The sequence below is a fragment of the Alteromonas sp. W364 genome (assembly GCF_031846205.1).
Classification (GTDB): Bacteria; Pseudomonadota; Gammaproteobacteria; order Enterobacterales; family Alteromonadaceae; genus Glaciecola; species Glaciecola blandensis.
The window spans coordinates 1-22,456 of record NZ_JAVRID010000001.1 but is presented as its reverse complement, the minus strand read 5'-3'; the positions used below and the strand labels follow the sequence as shown (position 1 = coordinate 22,456).

Annotated in this window: 21 protein-coding genes, 5 tRNA genes and 1 pseudogene; 13 read left to right on the top strand and 14 right to left on the bottom strand. The window is 41.9% G+C overall.

The features are described 5' to 3' along the window. Window positions 1–71 precede the first annotated feature (71 nt). Window positions 72–686 (top strand): arylesterase, encoded by a 615-nt coding sequence (locus RM556_RS00135; protein WP_311359932.1) that lies wholly within the window; start codon window positions 72–74, stop codon window positions 684–686. 15 nt (window positions 687–701) lie between these two features. Here the strand turns inward: RM556_RS00135 and RM556_RS00130 are convergent, their stop codons facing one another. The 9 genes from RM556_RS00130 to gltX form a co-directional block, all read right to left on the bottom strand. Then, window positions 702–911: a helix-turn-helix transcriptional regulator gene (locus tag RM556_RS00130; RefSeq protein ID WP_311359931.1), complete on the bottom strand. Its 210-nt coding sequence runs from the start codon at window positions 909–911 to the stop codon at window positions 702–704. A 5-nt stretch (window positions 912–916) separates the two neighbouring features. Next, window positions 917–1,393: a hypothetical protein gene (locus tag RM556_RS00125; protein ID WP_311373558.1), complete on the bottom strand. Its 477-nt coding sequence runs from the start codon at window positions 1,391–1,393 to the stop codon at window positions 917–919. Between the two features lie 252 nt (window positions 1,394–1,645). After that, window positions 1,646–2,938, bottom strand: a complete 1,293-nt coding sequence (locus RM556_RS00120) for an amidohydrolase family protein (RefSeq protein ID WP_311359929.1) — start codon at window positions 2,936–2,938, stop codon at window positions 1,646–1,648. After that, on the bottom strand, window positions 2,935–4,347 hold the full coding sequence (locus RM556_RS00115; protein ID WP_311359928.1) for an amidohydrolase family protein: 1,413 nt from the start codon (window positions 4,345–4,347) through the stop codon (window positions 2,935–2,937). Before RM556_RS00115 ends, RM556_RS00120 begins: the two co-directional genes overlap by 4 nt. A gap of 251 nt (window positions 4,348–4,598) precedes the next feature. Then, window positions 4,599–5,525, bottom strand: a complete 927-nt coding sequence (dusC, locus tag RM556_RS00110) for a tRNA dihydrouridine(16) synthase DusC (RefSeq protein ID WP_311373557.1) — start codon at window positions 5,523–5,525, stop codon at window positions 4,599–4,601. A gap of 126 nt (window positions 5,526–5,651) precedes the next feature. Continuing rightward, window positions 5,652–5,727, bottom strand: a tRNA-Glu gene (locus RM556_RS00105). Between the two features lie 150 nt (window positions 5,728–5,877). After that, window positions 5,878–5,953, bottom strand: a tRNA-Glu gene (locus RM556_RS00100). Window positions 5,954–6,069: 116 nt separating this feature from the next. Continuing rightward, window positions 6,070–6,145 (bottom strand) — tRNA-Ala (locus tag RM556_RS00095). 95 nt (window positions 6,146–6,240) lie between these two features. Continuing rightward, entirely contained in the window at window positions 6,241–7,650 is a 1,410-nt protein-coding gene (gltX, locus tag RM556_RS00090; RefSeq protein ID WP_311359926.1) for a glutamate--tRNA ligase, read from the bottom strand. Between the two features lie 237 nt (window positions 7,651–7,887). On the opposite strand from gltX, the gene RM556_RS00085 reads away from it, so the two are divergent. Further along, a tRNA-Val gene (locus RM556_RS00085) sits at window positions 7,888–7,963 on the top strand. A 128-nt stretch (window positions 7,964–8,091) separates the two neighbouring features. Further along, a tRNA-Val gene (locus RM556_RS00080) sits at window positions 8,092–8,167 on the top strand. 163 nt (window positions 8,168–8,330) lie between these two features. On the opposite strand, the gene RM556_RS00075 is transcribed toward RM556_RS00080, so the two are convergent. Next, on the bottom strand, window positions 8,331–8,750 hold the full coding sequence (locus tag RM556_RS00075; protein WP_311359925.1) for a helix-turn-helix domain-containing protein: 420 nt from the start codon (window positions 8,748–8,750) through the stop codon (window positions 8,331–8,333). 394 nt (window positions 8,751–9,144) lie between these two features. Continuing rightward, the gene (gene lldD, locus RM556_RS00070; RefSeq protein WP_311359916.1) at window positions 9,145–10,284 is read right to left on the bottom strand and encodes an FMN-dependent L-lactate dehydrogenase LldD; all 1,140 of its coding nucleotides are present in this window, start codon (window positions 10,282–10,284) and stop codon (window positions 9,145–9,147) included. 296 nt (window positions 10,285–10,580) lie between these two features. Here lldD and RM556_RS00065 point away from each other — a divergent pair, with 296 nt between their 5' ends. From RM556_RS00065 to RM556_RS00035, 7 genes and pseudogenes are all read left to right on the top strand, one after another. After that, entirely contained in the window at window positions 10,581–12,212 is a 1,632-nt protein-coding gene (locus RM556_RS00065) for a response regulator (RefSeq protein WP_311373556.1), read from the top strand. A 56-nt stretch (window positions 12,213–12,268) separates the two neighbouring features. After that, window positions 12,269–14,071 carry an ABC transporter ATP-binding protein/permease gene (locus RM556_RS00060; RefSeq protein WP_311373555.1) on the top strand — a complete coding sequence of 601 codons (1,803 nt, stop codon included), beginning with the start codon at window positions 12,269–12,271 and terminating at the stop codon, window positions 14,069–14,071. 1 nt (window position 14,072) lies between these two features. Next, window positions 14,073–14,300, top strand: a pseudogene (locus RM556_RS00055) (DUF3820 family protein); the annotation flags it as partial. Between the two features lie 138 nt (window positions 14,301–14,438). After that, window positions 14,439–14,783 (top strand): hypothetical protein, encoded by a 345-nt coding sequence (locus RM556_RS00050; RefSeq protein ID WP_311373554.1) that lies wholly within the window; start codon window positions 14,439–14,441, stop codon window positions 14,781–14,783. 11 nt (window positions 14,784–14,794) lie between these two features. Next, entirely contained in the window at window positions 14,795–15,187 is a 393-nt protein-coding gene (locus RM556_RS00045; protein WP_311373553.1) for a DUF1294 domain-containing protein, read from the top strand. 416 nt (window positions 15,188–15,603) lie between these two features. Then, window positions 15,604–17,115 carry a serine hydrolase domain-containing protein gene (locus tag RM556_RS00040; RefSeq protein WP_311373552.1) on the top strand — a complete coding sequence of 504 codons (1,512 nt, stop codon included), beginning with the start codon at window positions 15,604–15,606 and terminating at the stop codon, window positions 17,113–17,115. Between the two features lie 410 nt (window positions 17,116–17,525). After that, entirely contained in the window at window positions 17,526–18,293 is a 768-nt protein-coding gene (locus tag RM556_RS00035; protein WP_311373551.1) for a hypothetical protein, read from the top strand. A gap of 403 nt (window positions 18,294–18,696) precedes the next feature. Here RM556_RS00035 and RM556_RS00030 read toward each other — a convergent pair whose 3' ends face one another. Further along, the gene (locus RM556_RS00030) at window positions 18,697–19,572 is read right to left on the bottom strand and encodes a LysR family transcriptional regulator (RefSeq protein WP_311373550.1); all 876 of its coding nucleotides are present in this window, start codon (window positions 19,570–19,572) and stop codon (window positions 18,697–18,699) included. 114 nt (window positions 19,573–19,686) lie between these two features. Here RM556_RS00030 and RM556_RS00025 point away from each other — a divergent pair, with 114 nt between their 5' ends. From RM556_RS00025 to RM556_RS00015, 3 genes are all read left to right on the top strand, one after another. Continuing rightward, window positions 19,687–20,484: a hypothetical protein gene (locus tag RM556_RS00025; protein ID WP_311373549.1), complete on the top strand. Its 798-nt coding sequence runs from the start codon at window positions 19,687–19,689 to the stop codon at window positions 20,482–20,484. Window positions 20,485–20,859: 375 nt separating this feature from the next. Then, complete coding sequence (locus RM556_RS00020) at window positions 20,860–21,180, top strand: helix-turn-helix transcriptional regulator (RefSeq protein ID WP_311373548.1); 321 nt, start codon at window positions 20,860–20,862, stop codon at window positions 21,178–21,180. 83 nt (window positions 21,181–21,263) lie between these two features. Beyond that, window positions 21,264–21,791, top strand: a complete 528-nt coding sequence (locus RM556_RS00015) for a DUF2812 domain-containing protein (RefSeq protein WP_311373547.1) — start codon at window positions 21,264–21,266, stop codon at window positions 21,789–21,791. A 12-nt stretch (window positions 21,792–21,803) separates the two neighbouring features. Here RM556_RS00015 and RM556_RS00010 read toward each other — a convergent pair whose 3' ends face one another. Next, complete coding sequence (locus RM556_RS00010; protein ID WP_311373546.1) at window positions 21,804–21,944, bottom strand: hypothetical protein; 141 nt, start codon at window positions 21,942–21,944, stop codon at window positions 21,804–21,806. Between the two features lie 294 nt (window positions 21,945–22,238). Next, a partial coding sequence (locus RM556_RS00005) for a hypothetical protein (RefSeq protein WP_311373545.1) occupies window positions 22,239–22,456 on the bottom strand: 218 nt, incomplete at its 5' end.

Sequence of the window (22,456 nt, the reverse complement as noted above, 5' to 3'; positions counted from 1 at the left end):
TTAGTTGGAGTAGAACCCGAAATAACGATGGGAGTACACGCCAATCGGCACGTGTCGCTACGACCGTAGTTATGAGCTTTGTTATACTTCTTTTATTCCCGTTTTCAGCCTATTCAGATCAGCAGAAAATTCAAGAACATAAGTTGCTAGTTCTCGGTGACAGTCTAAGCGCTGCCTATGGACTTACTCAACAGCAAGGCTGGGTTTATTTGTTACAAAATGCATGGCAAAAAGAAGAAAGAGCGATAGAAGTAGTCAACGGTGCTATCAGCGGCGACACAACTGACGGAGGACTTTCTCGCCTACCCAGACTTCTCGATCTGCACAAACCAACACATTTACTCATCGAATTGGGTGGGAACGACGCGCTTCAAGGCCACAATCCGAAAAAGATTAGAGCCAATATCAATGAAATGGTTCAACTAGCAAAAGCTCAAAACGTAGAAGTAATGATACAAGCGATGCAAATACCGACAAACTATGGGCGCCGCTACACGCAAATGTTCACTCAAATATACGCTGATGTTGCAGAGACTAACGGCATTCCATTAATCCCATTTTTTCTTGAAGAAATAGCCCTCAAGCCAGAGTTAATGCAAAATGACGGCATTCATCCTACTGCCGAAGCGCAGCCGATGATCAAAGATTTTCTCAAACCTAAACTGGAACAGCATATCCTGCCATAGGATATGCTGATTTCACTAATCCTCAGCCTCGTAGGTGAAGACCTCTTCTAAAGGTTTATTGAACAGATGAGCAATTTTGAATGCCACCTCTAGGGAGGGATTGTATTTGTTTTTCTCGATTGCCATGATTGTTTGTCTTGTTACTCCGACAGCTTCCGCCAAAGCTTGCTGAGTCATTTCATCTGCAAAAAAGCGACACTCTCTTACTCTATTTACAATTGCCATACTGTTTACACCGCATCTTTTCTATACAGTACTATTTGATGAGTAAAACGCACTATTTCTGACAGAATAAACACAAATAATAAAACATGTACTTCAAATAACGGAATTGGGAAGTATGCCTTTATCGATGATTCCATGCCAATGGCATGAGGCAGCAGCAATTGACCCAAGGTAATAATCACACCAATGCTTAAGACCCAGTAGCCACTATTATTTGAGGTAAGTGCAATCAGGCGATCTCGCTCATCCCCTTCCACTTCGGCTTTGGAACCAGCAGCCGAGATAAGAGACTGAAAAATAATCTCTATGATAATGATATATAAAATAGCACTACTTAAATTAGCCATAGCGACATCGATTGCTTCTTGCTCTGAAAGACTACTCATGTCAATGCTGAAGACTCTGATTGTGTAAAAACCAAAAACAACCAAAGTCGCTATCAGTGACAGCCACGTACTTTTTTCTTTCAAGGTCATGTTCATTGTTATCTCCAAAAGAACTATTTATTTAAAAATATAAAAGCGCGTTTTCACCAAAATAATTGCTTAGCGCACTTCGAATAAAACATATAGTAAACATTACCAGACACAATGTATAGTATTTTTAACCTAAAGAACAATATAAATTACTATTTGATTGAAATTTAAAACAAAAAAAAGCCATATCACCTTGAGGGAAATACGACTTTTAACAAGAAACGATAGTCTTTCGCTTAACTCTTTATCAGAGCATGTTTAAGGCCTTGTGTATGACACAGGGACTGACTCATCTCGTTTTAAATAACGGTCTCGCAACTTAGTTTGGCGTGAGGTCATTTCAACTTCTTCACCTTGAATTATCACGTTAACCGCAGTCTGCGTAACTTCCAAAGGATCTCCAGACCATATGACAACATCAGCAACCTTACCCGGCTCTAAGCTCCCAATCTCGTTATCCAAACCAAATATTTCTGCGATATTAATGCTTAAAGCCGCGATACCTGCAGAATGCGGAAGTCCATTTGCCACGGCATTGCCGGTATGTTGAGTGGCCAATCGAATATTGTGTGTATCCATGCCAATAACAACTTTAACACCTGCTTTGTGCAAACGAGCGGCATTTTCTAGAGTGGCTCCCAATTGATCAAAACCACCTGGTAGATTGTACTCAGGATTCACAATAACGGGTATCTTTTGCGCTGCTAACTCATCCGCTAAACGCCAAGCTTCTAAGCCATGAACTAACACAATATTCAGGTCAGAATATTGCTGTTTTAGTTTTAATATTTGAGCAATATCAGCCGCTCTGTCTGCTTTCATCAGCAAAGGAACTTCACCCTTCAATACGGGAATAAGTGCTTTAGCATCGGCCATACTGCTGATGCCTTCCCAATCTTCACTTGGGTTTAATGAATAGCTTTGCGCGAAGGTCACTTCTTCAAAAATGGTATGAATAGCAACCCACATGGCTGCGCGACTGCCGCCATTGTCCTCTGCACCACTGTTGCTGACATCAATCTGCATGAAAGCTTTCGGTTTCATCACAGAATCAAAGCTAGTCGCCAAGCTAATTACTGCGCCCTGACCTTGGAAGAGCTGCCCAGTATGGCTTAAAGCCGTCGCTGCAGACGTAAAGCCTTCAATGCGAGTAATTGGTATCAACGTAGAGTCATTATTCACAGCATACTGAACATCTAAGGCTGCCCCTACTGATGAGACTGGATGTTCATTCGTCCTGGCATCAACCACTCCAGCTGACATACTGACTTCTTCCAGACCTAAAGATGTGTAGGCACCAATAAAGCCAGGTGTAACAACCTTACCTCGTGCATCAATTTCGCGGTAACCGCTTGGCACATCGGTCCCTTCAATAACCTGCTGGATACGACCCTCATTAATTAACACCGTACCTTCTTCAATAACACCTGCTGCAGAAACGGTATGTACCTTACCACCTACAATCGCAATTTTTTCAGCAAATGACGAAGCAGACATTCCCAGCCCGAGTGCCATACAGGAAACTATGCTTACTTTTTTGAACAAACTCATTTTGCGTCTCCTTCTGCTACTTGTCCTAATTCAAAGTCACTCACCGGCCAACTCTCAGGTTTATTTCGGTCATAAACCATCGCGCCATCAATAAATACTTTTTCGGCTTGAGCATAAGTAGAGAATGGGTCAGTGCTCCACAACACAACATCCGCATTCTTACCTTCTTCTAGTGAACCCGTTTTATCAAAAATACCCAGCGATTTTGCTGGATTTGCTGACAACCATGTCCAAGCATCGGCCTGCGAGATGTCGATACCTGCGCGCTTACCGTCAGCCCAAGCCTTTGCTGCCTCTTGGTTAAGTCGTTGGATACCTAAGTCGCTATCGGAATGCACAATTGCACATGCTTTGGCTGCATGTACCATCGCTACATTTTCTTTGATGCCGTCGTAAGCTTCCATTTTGAAACCCCACCAATCTGCCCACATTGCTGAGCAAACACCATTTTCGGCAAGTTTGTCGCCAATTTTATAGGCTTCAACAGCATGATGGAAAGTCCCAATCTTGTAATCAAACTCCTTCATCACATCCATCATCACCGTCATTTCGTCAGCACGGTAACAATGCATGTGCACCAGAATTTCGCCGTTCAGCACGCCAGCGAGTGTTTCTAAGTTGAGATCACGCTTTGGTGGAGTAGCTGATACACCAGCATCTAAGTCTGCCTGATAATCAGCCCAGTCTTTTTGATACCCTTGGGCATCAATCCAAGCTGAGCGATAGCCAGCGACGTTTGCCATACGTGTCATTGGACCGCCTTTTTGACCATATACACGCTTCGGATTTTCACCACACGCCATTTTAATTCCGTAAGGCGCGCCAGGAAATTTCATGTCTTGCATCGTTCTGTTCGGCACGTTTTTAACGGTGACACTGCGACCACCAAACAAATTTGCAGAGCCGGGGAGAATTTGCAAAGAAGTTACACCGCCAGCTAAGGCTCTTTGAAAGCCAGGATCTTGTGGCCAAATAGAGTGCTCAGCCCATACTTCTGCGGTCACTGGTCCGGTCATCTCATTGCCGTCTGAATGAGAATGCGTTGAAGGCGAAGGATATACCCCCAAATGACTATGATTATCGATAATACCCGGCGTAAGCCATTTCCCCTCACCGTCGATCTCAATCGCATCAGAAACGCTGCTAACACTGCTACCGACTTCTTTAATCACACCATCTTGAATGAGTATTTCACCATCTTCAATTTTACCACCAATGCCGTCGAGTATGGTGACATTGGTGATGATGAATGGCGCACTGTCTATTACTTTATAGGTGCTTGGGAATGGATTAGTATCAATACCAGCCACGATTGTTGATTTTTGTTCTTCATGGTCACTGCTACACGCACTGAGAAGCGCGGCAGATACGGCCAGCGCCAAACCGAATTTTATATTGGGTTTAAACATATCTTTCCTTGTTCCTAGAAAAGTGGATTTATTGTTATTGTTAGATACTCTTATTCTTTTATTATCTCAGCCGAATTGTTGTAGGCAGAGACAATCTTCGTAAAATTAATAGAAAGAATAAACGAGTGCAATCGAGTTTCAGCGAAAAGCATAAAATAGCCAGAAGCTGCTGTAAAGTTAGGACACAATAGCCAGTTTTTCCATTCCTAAATGGGAAATAGCAGATAAAATCAAGCTAAGTGAGAAATATCTTAAGAGGAAAGCAATTCAACAATGGCTTGAGGGTCTTTTAGTGTGCGCAAAGAAATAAACATTTCTTCAGCTTCTGGATATTGTCGCTTTAAATAGTTGAACCACTGTTTAATGCGGTTTGGATAATAACGGCCTTTATCTGAATAAATTTCATAGCCGGAATAAGAAACAAGCAAAGCCTTCACTTCTTCCCATGTCATTCCTTGATGACCATGTTTAATCGTATTTGCGAGATTAGGCAGCGCTAATGCCCCCCGACCCAACATAATATCGTCACAGCCACTTTGCTCCTGGCATAGTGCAGCATCCTGAGCACTCCATATTTCACCATTTGCGATGATTGGAATATCGGTCGTCTGTTTGATCTTTTTTATCCATGGCCAATAAGCAGGCGGCTTATAACCATCAACTTTGGTACGAGCATGGATTGTGAGTAAACTTGCTCCCGCTTGCGTAATCGCGTCGGCATTCTCAAGAGCCAATGATTTATCGTCAAAGCCCAAGCGGATTTTAGCACTAACAGCCTGTTCTGCAGGCACTGCGTCACGCACCGCTTTGATGATTTGATACAATGTTTCCGGCTCTTTGAGTAATACTGCCCCCCCTTTACTTTTATTGACCGTTTTCGCTGGACAACCAAAGTTCAAATCGATACCTGGGGAACCAAGCTCTACCGCTCTAACCGCATTTTCTGCCAGCCACTGGGGATGTTGCCCAAGAAGCTGTACCCTAACAGGCACACCCGAAGGCGTTTTTGCACCATGATGCAATTCAGGGCATAAACGATAGAAGGTTCTGGGAGGTAATAGTTGCTCTACTACTCGCACAAATTCAGTAATGCACAAGTCAAAACCACCGACTTTTGTCAGCATATCTCGCATCAAATGATCGACAACACCTTCCATCGGCGCTAATACTATTTTCATAGCCTACATTATGCCGTATCTAAGGTAATTAAATTGATGTTTCTCATGCTATCCAATTGGGCGTGTTATTAGCAATTGCTAAATTTAAGTCATAAAAAAACCACCCTATTGGGTGGTTTCTCTATATGGCGTCCCCTAGGGGATTCGAACCCCTGTTACCGCCGTGAAAGGGCGGTGTCCTAGGCCTCTAGACGAAGGGGACAAAAAACTTTTCGTTAAAGCTACGCTTTAACAGTTTTTTGTTAGGCTTATTATCGTTACGATAAATCACCTAACCTAGACCAAGCGACGACAGCTTGGATTTATAGTTACTTAACGTTTAACTAACGTCTCATATTGACCACTGAGAAAATGGCGTCCCCTAGGGGATTCGAACCCCTGTTACCGCCGTGAAAGGGCGGTGTCCTAGGCCTCTAGACGAAGGGGACAAAAAACTTTTCGTCAAAGCGATGCTTTAACAGTTTTTTGTTAGGCTTATTATCATTACGATAAATCACCTAACCTAGACCAAACTACGACGTTTGGATTTCTGTCACGACAAACTTGGTGGAGCTAGGCGGGATCGAACCGCCGACCTCTTGCATGCCATGCAAGCGCTCTCCCAGCTGAGCTATAGCCCCGTGTCCAATTGGACCTGCGAGCTATGTTTCGTGCTACAGTTCCGTGACAGCGGGGCGCATTCTAGGCATCTGGATTAATTATGTCAACGATTTTTTTAAGAATTTTCTCTATTTGCTATGTAATTAATCGCCTTGTCGATTCTTTGAGCAATTTGCTCTTTAGAGATCAGGTTTAATGTGACATCAAGAGATGGAGAATTTCCCGAACCTGTTGCTGCAACTCTCAACGGCATACCAATTTTACCCATGCCCACGTCCAATTCTTCAGCAGTAGCATTAATCGCCGCTTGAATATTTTCCGCTTGCCAATCTTCTATTGCCAATAACTTCTCTTTTACTGTTTCAAGAGGCAATCTAGCAACCGGACGTAGGTGCTTCTTAGCGGCTTTCTCATCAAAAGCCTCATAATCTTCAAAGAAATAACGGCTGATACTAGCCAGTTCTTTCAATGTACTCACTCGGTCCGCTTGAACAGTAATGACATCAGCTATTGACGGACCATTACTAGTATCAATCCCCTGCTGCTCAAAATGCCACTGCGCGTGCTTGGCAACTTCTTCGCTTGGCAGGCTCTTTATATAGTGTTCATTTAACCAGTTTAGTTTTTCCGTGTTAAACGCACTTGCCGACTTGCTGATTGAATCTAAACTAAAGTGTTCAATCATTTCTTCAACACTAAAGATCTCCTGGTCACCATGTGACCACCCTAGCCTAACCAAATAATTCAATACCGCTTGTGGTAGATAGCCATCGTCGCGATACTGCATCACGCTCACAGCACCATGACGCTTCGATAACTTCTTACCATCATCCCCCAATATCATGGATACATGGGCATATTCAGGAATGGGTGCCCCTAAGGCTTTTAGAATATTTATTTGACGCGGTGTATTATTAATATGGTCCTCACCACGCACCACATGTGTAATACCCATATCCCAATCATCGACCACCACACAGAAATTGTATGTAGGTGCACCATCAGTGCGCTTAATAATAAGATCATCAAGCTCGCTATTGGCGATGCGAATTTCACCTCGAACATGATCATTTATCACGACTTCACCGTCTAGTGGGTTTTTAAAGCGCACAACAAACGGCATGTTTTCTGGATGATCACTCCGATCTCTCCATGTGCCAGGATAGCGCGGCTTTTCACCTTTCTTTTCTTGCTCTTCACGGATCGCATCGAGTTCATCAACGCTCATGAAACATTTATAAGCTAAGCCTTTTTCTAGCAACTCATCAATCAATTGATTGTATCGGTCAAAACGTTCAGTTTGATAATAAGGCCCTTTGTCATGATCAAGACCTAACCAAGACATACCATCCAATATTGCTTGCTTTGCATCATCGGTAGAACGCTCTAGGTCAGTATCTTCAATACGCAATACGAATTCACCGCCTTGGCTTTTTGCATATAACCAAGAATAAAGAGCTGTGCGAGCACCGCCAACGTGAAGATAGCCAGTCGGACTGGGAGCAAAACGGGTTACCACTGTCATGAGAAAAACTTCCTTAAAAAATAATGCGCGTAGTTTACCGCTTAATGCCCACAGGAAAAAGTAAAGCTCGACCTTATTTCATGCATTATTAACTGCAATGTTATTCGGAGAACACAGTTTGGCCGAAAAATGAACGTTTGATACAATTTTTTCAAAATGCTGTTGACAGACGCGGTCGCAACTCTATAATACGCGTCCACTTGCTTAGGAACACTCACAGCAAGTCAGTAACAAGATGGACGCTTAGCTCAGTTGGGAGAGCATCGCCCTTACAAGGCGAGGGTCACTGGTTCAAGCCCAGTAGCGTCCACCACTTTCTCTTGTTACAAATAAGATATATGGACGCTTAGCTCAGTTGCAAAAAGAGCAAGCATCGCCGCTCCTTATTACAAGAAGGGCGAGGTTCACTGGTAAAAGCCATGTGGATATCCAAAACAATATGGACGCTTAGCTCAGTTGGGAGAGCATCGCCCTTACAAGGCGAGGGTCACTGGTTCAAGCCCAGTAGCGTCCACCACTTCTTCAAGTTCAAATGCATCGCCGTTCTTTACAAGAGATGAGGCGAGTGGTTCAAGCCCAGTAGCGTCCACCACTTCTTCAAGTTCAAATGCATCGCCGTTCTTTACAAGAGATGAGGCGAGTGATTCAAGCCCAGTAGACTCTTGCTATCTATACTGAGGTTAATCTAGCTCAATCAAACGCTCAAATAATACGGCAACCTGTCCTGCGCCGCCGTGAACACTGCTACCATAGTTTAGAGTGTGCACACGCCATCCTTGTTTCGCATAAGAATTAATTTGAGCGTCAAATTTATATTCAGCTTGTTTGTTGTTTCTTCCCCACGTCGACAACCAATCAACATCATTTTTAAAAACTACTGACTTGTATTCGAAACAAGACTCAGGTTCAACGTAATCGAGTTCTTCGATATTCAACCCAAATACAGAGGCCAGTGCTTTTTTCGATTGTAAGGAGATACTACCTTCTTTTTCGATCCGTTGAACTGTTCGTAAATTTAAGCCCGAAGCAACCGCAAGCTCTTCTTGGGACCACGCTTGCTTATTACGAAGTCTTTTAACCAGTTCTCTGTCAATTATCATGTAGCACCTACAAACCTTATTGATTTTTATCGTTTTGAGTTTTATATAAAGCTATACCTATCGGTAACATTATAACGATACCCAGAATATAGCTACCGATACTTCCGCCTATCGCTATACCCGCACATATCACTATGGCTGTAGACGCTGACAATGTTTTATTCTGTAAAAAGTTTTTAATGTTCATACTGTAATCTCTGTTCGTTAAATTGAATCATCTTTGTACTGTTTAATCGCTGTATATTGCTACGGCGTTTTACTGACAAAATGACGACAGCAAACTTATCCAATTGAAATTTATAGCTTTTATTCGTAGAGATAAAATAAGAATTGTAGAATTTGACAAAGCTGTATACCGATTTGGCTTTGGTAGGATTAAATAGTTCCTCGCTAATTACACACCACGAGCAATGGAATGATTGCCTATTTCACTTATCGATTTTGCGCCAGTGAGCGTCATAGCAACCTGCATTTCTTTTTTGTAAAGCTCCAGCAGATGTTCAACCCCATTTTGACCTCGAGCGGCTAGCGCATAAATGTACGAACGTCCCAACATTGTGCAGTCTGCGCCGAGTGCTAACATACGAACAACATCCAAACCATTTTTGATACCAGAGTCGACAAACAATTTAATGTCTCCTTTTACAGCATCAGCAATAATTGGCAAGGCTTTGGCTGAAGACATTACTCCATCCAGTTGTCTACCACCATGATTTGAGACCACGATGCCATCCGCGCCAAAGCGCACTGCGTCTTTTGCATCTTCGACATCAAGAATGCCTTTTATGATGAGTGGGCCATCCCAATAATCTCGAATCCACTCTAAGTCTTTCCAAGAAATAGAGGTATCAAAATTATCGGCTAGCCAGCCAATGTAGTCGCCCAACTTTGTTTGTTTTTGACGATACTTGGATATATTGCCCAAATCGTGAGGTTTACCTAACAGGCCAACATCAAACGCCCATAGGGGATGAACCATCGCTTGAAGCACCCTTTTTATCTCTGCCCCAGGGCCGCTCATGCCTGAATGCATATCTCGATAGCGCGCGCCCGGCGTTGGCATATCAACGGTAAAAACAAGTGTTTTCACACCCGCAGCTTTTGCTCGCTGCAATACATTTTTCATGAAGCTGCGATCTTTAAGCACATACAATTGAAACCACATTGGTCGCTCTATTTGAGGCGTAACTTCTTCGATGGGACACACCGATACCGTCGACATTGTGAAGGGAATTCCTTTGTTCTCTGCCGCTTTGGCTGCTTGAACTTCACCACGCCGAGCATACATTCCTGTTAAACCAACTGGAGACAGTGCTATTGGCATAGCAAGCTTTTCTCCGAATACCTCATGCTCAAGACTCAAACTCGACATATCCTTAAGTACTTTTTGCTTAAGCGAGATATTTTCTAAGTCGGCAACATTCGCTCTAAGCGTGCTCTCAGAATAAGATCCACCGTCAATATAATGAAATAAAAAGGGCGGAAGTTTCTTTTTTGCAGCAGCGCGATAGTCAGTAGTAGCTGAAATAATCATAGTATGGTTTCATTTTTGACAGAATGACTATCGTATACCTTTGTATTTGGTAGATAAATAGAATTAAGTATATTGTTAATTTCTTAAAATGGTGGAATTGGTCAGCATTCGATAAATTTATTGCAATAAAAATCAATCTAACTGAGTGCATGCATAGCTGATCAAAAATCCAGCAAACGCACTGATTTTAAATGAATAAACTGCTCCACATCTGTCATTACAAATTTAATTAAAGTATATTCTTAGCATCACGATAACTTATTCAATGTTTACTTAATGTTGAAGAATCACAGCAAATGGAATTGTCGGTCATCTCACGGATGCGTATACTCATTATAGACAATAAGCAGAGCGCAACTAAGCATCTGACCCCGCAGCTTGAACAGATTGGCTTCAGAAACATCCAGTATGTTGAATCTACTCAGCGCGCCCTACTTGCCCTTGAAAAACTCACATTCGATCTAGTTATCTGCGCTTACAGCATCAAACGAAGCCATGATGGTTTGTATTTCTATGAAAAGCTGTTGCAAAGCAAACTTCTGCCAAGCGAGACCGCATTTGTATTTACAAGCCACGAAACTAACTTTGAAATCATTCAAAGCATCTTAGAGTTGCCTGCTGACGATATCCTAGCTAAACCACTGAAAGTAGAAAAACTCTACAAACGAATCTCAAGAGTGATGCGTCGCAAACAAAAGTTCATCACGGTACACGACTTTATTAATGAAGAAAAATACAACGCCGCAATTACCGAAGTAAATAAAATACTAAGCTACCAGAGTAATCGAGATCTGTTCCCTCTTGCCTTAAAAATGAAAGGGGATCTTTTACTATTAGCTAAGCAATATGAAGAGGCTAAAGCGTTCTTTACGTCAATGATAAAAATTGAATCACTAGCATGGGCGGAACAAGGCTTAGTGAAAAGCTTAATCGCTCTGGGCTTCGATGATGACGCAGAAAAACAAATCATTACTTTAGCAGCTAAACGCGAAACGAAGACCATGGCCTATGAGCTTCTTGCTAGCCTACAAATAAAACAAGGTGCATACAGTGAAGCACTAGAGAGCATGTTGATTGCGACCGAGATTTCGCCAAAAAATATGCGCAGACAACATATCGCTAGGCTGATTGCTCGCTTGACCCACGATCACGAAACAGAGTTCGCCGTCACTCAATTACTGTTGAGTAACTCAAAGAATACAGTAAGTGAGACGCCTGAAGTTTATATGAAAGTCGTTCGCGCAGGTATCGACTTTGCAATGACAGCGGATCCAAGCCAAGTCAATGAAGTGATGAATGCGACGAGGCAATATCTGACGGAATTAAAAAGAAAGTTTGTTAATGAGGATATTCAAGAAGACATCAACATTATTAAAGCTCGCATGTCGTACTTGGAAAATGATGTTCAAAAAGCAACAGACTTAGTTGAAAATTTCACCAGAGACAATCGTAAACTGGGTGATGAAAGCTTAGCAGATAAAGCGAAAGCACTGCATGAAGTGGGCTTGAAAGACGACGCCCTTGCTTTATATAAAGTCATTGAAGAACGGGCACAAAAACGAGCTAACTATGTCGATGACCAACTTTCTGACATCGCCCTATTTAGCCAATGTATTACACAGGAACGATTCGAAAAAGAACAAGTTCGTTTAAACCCTAAAGAGCTCAACGCAGAAGGCATCACAGCTTTTAGAAATGGCAATTTTGCAAAAGCGTTTGATGTTTTTTCCCAAGCCGCGAATATCATGCCAAAGAATACGGCAATTGCACTCAACCTGCTACATGTCATATCCAAACTGAAGCTTAGTACAGCAATAGAGGAAGTGAATACGCACGTGCTGCACTCAGTCAACTTACTTGAGCAGAAGAAGTTGAGTTTTGAACAAGCGCAAAAGTACAAAAAACTTCGAAATCTTCTGAACGTATAAGCACGTTTTCACGTAGAATCAACTCATTATTTACATACTGAGTCATCGAATTATTCATGCGACCATCTCGCTTTTCAACGCCTGACGACAAACCAGTAAATTGGTCAGTTCTCACTAAGCTCTGGCCTTACTTGCTAGAGTTTAAAAGCCGTGTCTGGCTTGCCATCGGTTTTCTGGTAGCAGCAAAAGTAGCTAGTGTATGCCTCCCCTTCGTCTTAAAACACACCGTTGATAATCTCAACTTAGATACCACCAAAGAAATCATTATGGGGGCAACACTAGGTCTGATTGTCGCCTATGGCGCCCTGCGTTTAGCAAACGTCTTATTTGGGGAAATCAGAGATACGCTATTTGGTAGAGTGACAGAGAGAGCAATGCGTCGTTTAGGCTTAACCGTATTTGAACATCTTCACAAGCTTGATCTCAGTTTTCACTTATCAAGACAAACCGGCGGCCTATCTCGTGATATTGAACGTGGAACCAGTGGTATCAGCTTTTTGATGCGTTTTTTGATTTTTAATATTGGCCCAACCCTATTAGAGATAGCCCTCGTCATTGGCTTGTTATTTTATAACTACGGTGCAAGCTTTGCGCTTGTGATATTTGGTTCTGTCGTTCTCTACGTCAGTTTTTCAATGAAAGCCACTGATTGGCGCACAAAGTTTGTTAAAGAAGTGAACCAAGCCGACAACAGCACCACTTCCAGGGCGGTCGATAGCTTACTGAATTACGAAACCGTAAAATACTTTAACAACGAAAATTTTGAGGCTAAGCGCTACGACGTCGATCTTGCTAACTGGGAAACCGCACGACGAAAAAACCGGCTATCATTGTTTGCCTTAAATGGCGGACAGGCAACAATCATCGCAGTAGCAATGACCAGCATGATGGGACTCGCTGCAGTGAATGTTGCGAGCGGCAATATGACCATTGGTGATTTCGTTCTGGTCAACGCTTTCACGATGCAAATATTCATGCCTTTGAACTTCCTAGGCTTTGTATATCGTGAGATTCGAGGCTCACTGGCAAACATTGAAAACCTATTTGACCTATTAGAAAAACCGCCAAAAATACTCGACAAAGACGACGCTACAGAGCTTCAAGTCAGTAGAGGCGAAATAAGGTTTAACGAGGTGGGCTTTTACTATGACGAAAAACGACAAATACTCAAAAACGTCAGTTTCACTGTGAAAGCTGGAAGTAAGGTAGCCGTTGTTGGTGAGAGTGGCGCGGGCAAATCAACCTTAGTAAAACTCTTATTTCGTTTTTATGACCCCAGTGCTGGCCATATCTCAATTGATGATCAAGACATTGCAAAGCAAACTCAGGCATCTGTTCGCCAACAAATTGGAATAGTGCCACAAGATACCGTTTTGTTTAACGATACCCTATACGAAAACATTCGATACGGTAAGCCAGAAGCAAGTGATGACGAAATAAATCAAGCGATAAAGCTAGCCCACCTTGATGAGTTTGTAGATCGTTTGCCAAATAAAGGAGATACTCAAGTTGGCGAGCGTGGCCTGAAACTCAGTGGCGGAGAAAAACAGCGAGTTGCGATTGCACGAACAATTTTAAAACGTCCGCCAATAATGGTATTTGATGAGGCGACCTCAAGTCTTGATTCTCAATCTGAACAAGCCATACTCTCTGCTTTACGTGAAATTGCAAAAGGTCATACGAGCTTTATGATTGCACACAGATTGTCGACTATTGTGGACGCTGATAATATTATCGTCATGGATCAAGGAAGTGTTGCTGAACAAGGCTCTCACGAAGAACTTTTGGCCTTAAACGGCCTATATTCCCGTTTATGGCAAGCCCAACAAAAGAATCAAGCGCAAATTGAGGAAAACTAAAATGCAAGACTTCGATTTCTCAGCACATTCTGCGCAAGAATTGTTGGAATTAGTCAATGCCAAAATGCCCTTTGGCAAATATGCCGGAACGCCATTACTTGAGCTACCAGAACCCTATCTGGTTTGGTTTCACAAAGAAGGGTTTCCTAATAGCAAACTCGGCGAACAACTCGCGATCATGTATGAGATTAAATTGAACGGCCTAGAACCAGTATTACGACCTTTGTTACACGAAAATCGACAAAAGGAAAGCTACTCCGAAGAGACAAAAAAACGCCTAGTAGACATTCAAGAGCGCGATAAATATCGCTTTTAGTACGTATTGTCTTAAGTCATAAAACCTTGAAAATCAGCCTTCGGTAAGAATATGCCTCAATATGCAAAAGTCCCCGTTAAAGACATTGGAATAGACCACCAAATATTGCAGTTGCACGCAGCCATGGCTAAAAAGTGCTTTGCTAACCCAGCATTATTTGAACAAATCGAAGCTCGCATTGAGACTCGCTACGCAGCCAAACAAATGCGATATGGCGCTTATCTCACTTGGCTATCAATACTAGAACTAAAACACCAACCCGAGAAAATGCTGGCCGCACTGCTAGAAAAATCCTTCAAAATGAGAAATTTGAGAAGAGCGACGGTGTTCACAGGGGTTCTTACTGAGGATGAACGTCTAGCGGTAATCGAAAGTTTGCACCGCCCTATCACTTAATTCATAAGATAATGAAACATAAAAGAAACACATCAGTATCTGTTTATTTTGCCCTATTATTCTCTAGCGGCATGCTAGTCGCTTTTTACCTTCAGCACTTTCCACGCATATTGTTTTACTTATACATAGCGTTAAGTAGTCTTAGTTTTACCCTATATGCCTATGATAAATGGCAGGCCAAACGTGGGGGTTGGCGAACACAGGAAAGCACGCTTCACCTATTTGCATTATTGGGCGGGTGGCCAGGGGCAGCAATGGCAAGACAATACTTGCGGCATAAGTCTTCAAAGCCGAGCTTCCGAACTAAATATTGGTTTTCTATTTTGATTAATGTCAGTGCATTATTTTGGCTATATACACCAAGTGGAGCCAAGTATTTGATGCAGTTAAGCAGTATTATGTAATGACAATATAAGTTGCACTGTCAGTGACTTGCCACTAATAAACGTTATACGCGTGTCGATTTCCATCCAAAACCCGCCGTTGTGCAGCTCTGAAAACACACTAGATGAAAACGTCTATTGCAATAGCTCGATGAGCCGATGAGGCCTATGTTTAATCACATTTAACAGCAAAATAGTTTTCATTGTCGATGACGGCTAGCTGTGGAAAGCTTTTTACTAAATCATCGTAGTCGCTCTCACTCCTCTCTTTTAGTCGGTATGACGCTCTCAAGTGATGCTGCGATACGCTTATGCCTTTTTGTAGAAAGTATTGAGTAGTAAATAGCTTTTATTCTTCTTATACTCTCAACCGATGACATAGATAACTTTGAGGTTGGTAGTTGAATGATAAAAGAGATAACGGAAAGGGCAAACACATGATCAAGTACGTTATCCTTATATTATTCTTTAGTGGGTCGCTTAGTTCAGTCGCTGCCGATACAGCGCACAATTCAGTAAACTCGGATATTAAACATCCCGAATATCAAAAAGTCTGGAACTGTTATACAGCGAGCGATGCACAAGCGCGTAAAAAGCAAGTCACAGAAGGTATTCTGCCCTACATGGTGTTTGAAGGTGAAACTAAGCCTGTTAGTGTCGAAGCGCGCATGAGCATGTCCAAAACTCCCGCTTTTTCTGTCGCGGTAATTCACCAGGGTAAGCTCGACTGGAGCGAAGCTTGGGGCAAATTACAAAACGATGGTAGCAATGCTGATTGTGGCAGCCTTTTTCAAGCAGGTTCTCTCGCCAAGCCATTTACGTTGCTCGCAGCGCTGCGGATGAAAGCTGCAGGATTGGTTGATTTTGATCAGGATATCGAAACTTATTTTTCATCTTATCGTCTACCTGAGGGTCAGCAAAGCAAAGCTAATCCTATTACGCTGCGCAATTTGCTTTCACATACAGCTGGAACTGTGCGTGGTGGATATGCTGGCTACGCAAAGAGCGAGCAGATGCCGACAGACGAACAGATCGTGCGCGGTGAAGCACCGAGCAATTCGCGAAAAGTAGAAGTGGTTAATGAACCAGGCGCATCGCTCGCTTATTCAGGTGGCGGATATACTTTAATTGAAATTGCCCTAAAGGATAAGTTGAATAAACCTTTTGAACTAATAATGCGCGATTGGCTGCTCGATCCGGTTGGCATGAAGCAAGCAGATTTCACTGTGCCTTTGCCAATATCTAGTCATCCTCATACCGCGCGCGGACATCAAATCGATGGTGGCATCGTTGCCGGAGGCTGGAACAACTATCCCGAGCAGGCCGCTGCGGGCTTGTGGGCAACGGCTAGGGACTTGGCCATGTTTTTGTTAGAGATGCATAAAGGCTATCATGGTAAAAGTAATGTATTCACTCAGGCCAGTATCGAAGAGATACTAGCGACTCCTATCGCTAACCATGCTTACGGTTTTAGGTTAATTAACGATGGTAACAATCAAGTTTTTATCACTCATTATGGCGGCACAGTGGGATACAGGGCTGGGATTACTATGAACTTGAGAACCGGCAATGGTGCAGTGTTTCTGGCGAATTCGGATAATGGAGCAAACCTTGGTGAAGAATTTTTCAGCGCAGTCTCCCGAGCCTATGAATGGCCGGTGTTTCGAGAGAAAGTCATTAAGCGCGTTAAGCTATCCCCTGAAGTTTTGCAATCACTCACAGGAACTTATATTTTCCCTGCACAGGGCTGGAAAGTGTCGGTGGTGAACCAACAAGACTCTTTAAGATTTGTATTTCCGGCAGGTAATCGCCTTCCCCTTACTATGATTCCGATCCAAGGCAGTGAGTATCAGTTTGCTCACGAAACCGGTGTTATCGCTCGCTTTTTTGACGAAGAAAACGATTTAAACATTCATTTATTCGGCCAAACTGGGAAACGACAGCAGTAGATGAGTTTGGGTGTTGTATATGACACGAGGCGAGTGTCAGCGCTGGTTCAATGGTATTACTTGCAATAAACACATAACGATAATATGTCGATCGTTCAACCGAGTATATTGCAGGTGAAAGCTTCCTTTCTGGAAATTTTTTAGCTAGGTACGCGTTGTGCCAATCCACAACATTGATAAGGTCAATTATGAATGGCGGTTGCCATCCAATTGCACACATTCGTGTGGTAGTCGTGACTGTGAAGTTTGTGCCAAAAGCGGACAGTGATAAATACCCTTACATAATTCACTTATTTAATCTGCATAATCCACACCTGATGACACCTGTCTATCGTTGCAAAACAGAATCACATCTACACCTTCTCAAACAAATGCATTGTCGACAATTATAAATTTAAAAAGTGTTTTAATTGATTTTAATTCGATCAACCCCTACTATTGTCGACAATAAAGCGTATGACGATAAAATAGGTAAGATTAATTTGGATTCATATAATATTTTCGGAACGATCAATACGATTTTTATTATTGTTAGTTTGTATGGTGTGTTTTCTCAATTGAGAACGATATGGAAGAGAAAAGAGTCTGGTATTGAAAGCGAAAGGCCAACTGCACTTTTATCATTAAACCAATTTACAGTTAGCTACTTGGCATATTTGTCGTTCTTTATATACGGATATTCAATAGAACCGTTTAATCACTATATAGTCTGGCCGAGATTACTTGCTTCGGTATTAGTAGCGTTTATTTTGTTTGAAATTTGGCAAGACCGAAAATCTAACCACTCTAAAAGCTCCTTTAGCTTAGCCTGTGCAACTTTGCTGATTGCTATCGCAGGATTATTTATCGGTGAAACAATAATCGATCAAGGAAAATATATTTCTACAACTATCATTGTTTTAGTAACAATCTTGATAGCTCAAGGTTATTACCACCAAATAAAGCTAATTATTAATTCAGGTAGCACAGGTGCTGTCGATTTAAAGATGAGTCAATTCATCTTTATGATGGATATTTCGACTATAGCTTTTGCTTTAAGTATGGGGCTAAGCATAGGATGGCCATTACTAGTGTTGGCGATTACCAGTGGTATTACTAAAGTCATTATTATGTTTTTATTCAAATGGGTAAAAATCAGTCCAACAGCCCAAAAGCGCAGAAATATTGTGGTTGCTTAAAATACCTTGGCCGACGGTCATTATATAATGTGGTGACCGTCCCTTTATCGCTCTTTGCGGACTTTAACCTCAAAAAATCAACAGTCCGCTAGTGCCTCAGACTTGACCGATTGATGAAGGTCGCAAGCCATCCAAAAGTCGACATAACCGCATAAAACGTTAGAGTTAATTTTTAAACTCTCCGACCCCATGGTCTTCATGGTTTGTATCTACCTATTTTAGAATCGATCCTAAAAAAAATCGTCATTATTGCTTTTGCACAATTTTTACCTATTTGGTTTCATCCATATCATAATGATTTAAGAAATGTGGTGTATCAGGCATTGGTCGACTAGCTTGATTTTACAGCATACATACTTGGAAGTATGGATTGGTTGTGCAAGCTCTACTCTGCACTAAACCTCTATTTTGTTAGCCTTCCTCTTATTAAATCTTCTTTTTTCTTCAGCGCATTGACTAAAAAATTCATTAGCAGTTGTATACGAGGGGACTCTCGCAAGTCTGGATGGGTAAGCACCCAAATATCTACCTGCTCTTCAATGCGTGCTGTGGGTAAGCGCATTAGGTTGTCGGTGGTATCGGCCATAAAGCAAGCAGCCCGGGCCAATCCATATCCTTGCTGCAATGTTGTAAACCTTGTCACAATGTCGTTTATGCTAAACGCAATGGGCAAATCTGGATAGGGGCAGTTGGCAAGCCAAGTTGGTTGGTCTGTCACATTGGCGGGCACTATCCAACGCCTGTTTTCAAAAGGCGTATTTTTAATATAGTTCTCATCACCATAATACGACAGTGCAAAAGGGAATAAGCGCCTTCCAACTAAATGCTCGGGTAACTCTTTTGCGCCTCTTATCACAATATCAGCTTCAGATTTATCGAGGTTAGCCAAATTTTCTGAGCATATAATCCTTAGCTGAATACCCGGATAGCTTTCAATAAATTCACTTATATCAGGCATTAGTAAATACTGCGCCATGGCTTCTGACAACGACAGCGTAATGGGCCCGTTAATAGAATCGACATGGGCACGCTGCGCGCGGTCACTTATTCCTATTAGCTGCTCTATTTCTTGTGCAGTGCTAATTAGTGCCTTTCCTAGCGGTGTCGATACAAACCCAGAAGGATGTTTTTCAAACACCAACGCGCCGCGACGTTTATGCAGTGCGTCTAGTCGCCTTGATACTGTGGTGTGAGTCGTATTTAACAATACCGCCGCTGCACGAAGTGTGCGCGTGCGGTGTATGGCTAGAATTAATGCGTATTCGTTCCAATCGTTCATGGAACGATAATGCACCAATGAAAATAAAAAACAAGCCTGTTCTACGTATGTAAGTCTTTATACACTTTACGTCTTGTTTTAGGCAATGTTAGCCAGTAAAAGTGGAGTGTATCGATGAGAGTATTATTTAATAGCAGTATTTATAAGTTGTTCACAGTATGTCTAAGCCTGATTTTGTGCATGAGTTCGTTTAATAGCGTCATGGCTCAAGACCAACCTAGCGATGACATACAGACTTTAATGGTGCATTTTGAACCAAAGCAGATGATTCAACTGATTTCGCCCGACACATCAATAAGCAAAAATACTAAAGAAGCTGCCAAACTTAGAGGCAAATATTACCAAGAGGCTATTCCGCTTGCACAGTCGTTTGGTTTTAAAAATCATGTACAACTGAACGTAACAAACACGCTAGTGGGCAGCACAAAACCCACCGCGCTTATTTTGTCGTCGTGGCCGTCGGTGGCTACATTCGATGAATTTTCGGCCTTACCCGAGTGGCCTAAGCTTAAAGAAATGCGCAAAAATGCATGGGATGAACTCAGCCTTTATAACGCAGAAATTGACCATGCAACCATATTAACTTTTCGAGAAGATAAGTACTACACCGTTCTTTTTGCATGGATAAATCCAGAACATCCTAGTGACTACTTAGCATATTTAGCAGGAATTGAAACTGCGCTAAACAGAATAGGCGGCACATTTATGCTAAAGCTTAAAGAGCCTAGCATAGAAGTTCATGCGTCTGAAAATAATCCACCTTTTCAGATAACTTTTGTTGAATGGGATACAAAAGACGGTTTCACGAAATTGTCGAAACAAGAGGACTATAAGCGCTACACCAATTTGCGTGATTCAGGCCTTCGCAAAGTAGAATTTCATCAAATTAAGCCTAAGTTTCCTAAATCCTAGCGCTTAGCTGTAGCGCTCATGTGGTGTACTCATGTGAAGTACATCCAAATTCGAATGAGTGGCCATTTACTCTGTTTTACACTATTTTAATTTAAATAAGGGCGTGTTTTTGACTATATTGCATGATGGGTAAGTGCCATCCAATTGCAGTCATTCGCTTGCACAATTCAACTAAGATCTAAGACTCGATTATCGATAACAAACTAAGCATCAACGGTCTCCTCTGGGCGTGAAGGCCCTGTATTTAGGCACAAAACTCAAAAAAGCGGGTGAGATTGAGCCTTTTTTTATTTCATTAAATGATAATGTGCGCTCGAGTGCACAAACAATGCACAATGTGACAGTGGTATTTTGAGATAAGAACATGGAGACTAAATGGCTAGGAAAAACGCCTTAGAAACAGGCATATTAAATGATTCAGCTTTTTACATTTTATCGACTCTCGTTGAAGAAAAGCATGGGTATATGATTATGAAAGTAATTGAAGAGGCGAGTTCAGGGACGGTGAGCATTGGGCCAGCGTCTTTATACACAACCCTAAAAAAACTGCTGGATTCAGGATTAATACAACGCAATAAAACAAACGATGAATCTACCAAAATTTATCAAATTACTAAATCTGGTAAGCAAACTCTTGAAAACGATATAAATCGAAAAAAAGACATGATTGAGTTTGCACAAAACCTAATGCAATAGACTTTAAGTGTTCCGCTCGACAGAACATTATCAATACTAAAAGTGACGCCATTTAAAAGACTTAAATAAATAAGGAAATGAAAATGAAAAAAAAGTATCGATTAAATTTTGGCTTGGCATTCTTTGAAAAAAGCACCATGCAAAAATTTGAAAAACTTGCCACTCAAGGCTGGCTGTTTAAACGTTTTGCTTTTGGTGGTTTTTTATTGGAATTTGAACAAGGTGAGCAACAAACGCTCAGTTACAGTCTAGGCTTTCAAAGTGAGCCTGACTCGGATTACTTTGAGATTGTACGAGCGGCAGGATGGCGGCACGTAACATCGCATTTTAACGAATTTCATGTTTTTAGCGCGTCACCCGGTACAGCTCCTATTTATACAAACGACGAAGGAGAAGCAGAAAAATATGAAGAGCTAAACTCATCCTTCGGTAAGGCCGCACTCTATACGTTTTTGGCTATCCTTGCTGTGACGGCCTTGATGATGCTAAGCCAAATCTATTTTAGTCTACTGTATGTGCCGTTGCAGATACTCCAATATTCTTGTGTCGCGACCTTTGTATTTTGTTTATTACCTTATTGTAAATACACTTACGACCGCTTAAAACGATAGTTTAAATGCGGTTTAACGATCGGCGGTTGGCTTTCCATTAAGTTTATATACCTTACCGCCTTTCATCACCATATCAACATTCTGTAATAAGTTGATGTAACCCAGTACATCCTCTTTAACCGCAATAATATCAGCGTATTTACCTTCACTCACCGAGCCAGTTTTATCACTGACTTTCGTCAGTATAGACGGCCATAACGCAAAAACTCATTAAACTCACGTTTAACATGCTTGGGTAAGTTTGCGATAAAATCTGGATAGTAGCGTTCAACCATTTGATAGATTAGCATTGTTTATGGTCGATGGCGCTTGTATCTTTCACTTTGTTGCTTTGCCAGCACATGCATTCTTCGTTACATTCTTTGTGGACTAGAGTGTCAAAAACAGGCGCATTTTACGACTGGCTCAATGTTCGCTTAGGGTTTGTGTGTTCGGCTGGTTTTATGGCTACTCATTTTGGGTGTTGAACAAATTTGATAAACATTTGTTCTTGCAGTGATTGAGTATGCGGGCTTTTAACGATTGAAGTCGAATGAGATGTGCAAGACCTGCCTCAACAATTACCGTTCTTGCATGCATCCAACGTCCGCAATGAACGTTAACTTGCCTGTCGGGAAAATTAGCTGGAAAAAGCGAAATTTGTTCAACAGAACCAAAAAAGCAAC